Genomic DNA, 615 nt, shown 5'->3' on the forward strand with positions numbered 1-615 from the left:
CCCAATTAAACAGCGACGTGCACATCACGACGTTGGCTGCGAGGATGACACCTCATTGAAGCGGCAGACAATTTAGCAAAAAGCTAACCAGACAGCGGAGCGGTAGTTCAGTCGGTTAGAATACCGGCCTGTCACGCCGGGGGTCGCGGGTTCGAGTCCCGTCCGCTCCGCCACTAATTTGAAAGGCCTTCCTGAATGGGAAGGCCTTTTTGCTATGGGCGATTTGCCCATTAGCCCACAGAGTTGCACACCAGAACAAACCCCAAAGCCCGGTCATAGAACCGGGCTTTGGGGTTTTCAGCCTATTGGAGACCCCAATAGTGGCTTTTGCCAGGGGGAAGGGCGCTGGCAGGCATGTTATTCCCTTCTTATGGTGTGCAATCACCGTTATTTTTGCGTCATTCACAACCATTTGAGCTGGATTACTCGTAGTCACCCGCCGCCTTCACTCAGATTTAATCCCGCAGGGAAGCTCCATATTGACCACTCCATCTTCCATCTGGACGTCGATCTTGAAGCCGAGCCGCTTGGCGAGGTTGACCATGCTGTGATTGCTGGGCATCCCCATGCTGGGGAGAACAGTTGTTCTGGATGTGAAAAGGCCTTCCATATGGA

1 tRNA gene is annotated in these 615 nt (G+C 53.3%); it reads left to right on the forward strand.

Annotated elements, in window-relative coordinates:
• The first annotated feature begins 96 nt into the window (after positions 1 to 96).
• Positions 97 to 173: transfer RNA gene (locus ACE1BR_RS17170), tRNA-Asp, on the forward strand.
• Positions 174 to 615 lie beyond the last annotated feature (442 nt).

This window comes from Aeromonas sp. MdU4, from assembly GCF_041929505.1.
Lineage (GTDB): Bacteria > Pseudomonadota > Gammaproteobacteria > Enterobacterales > Aeromonadaceae > Aeromonas.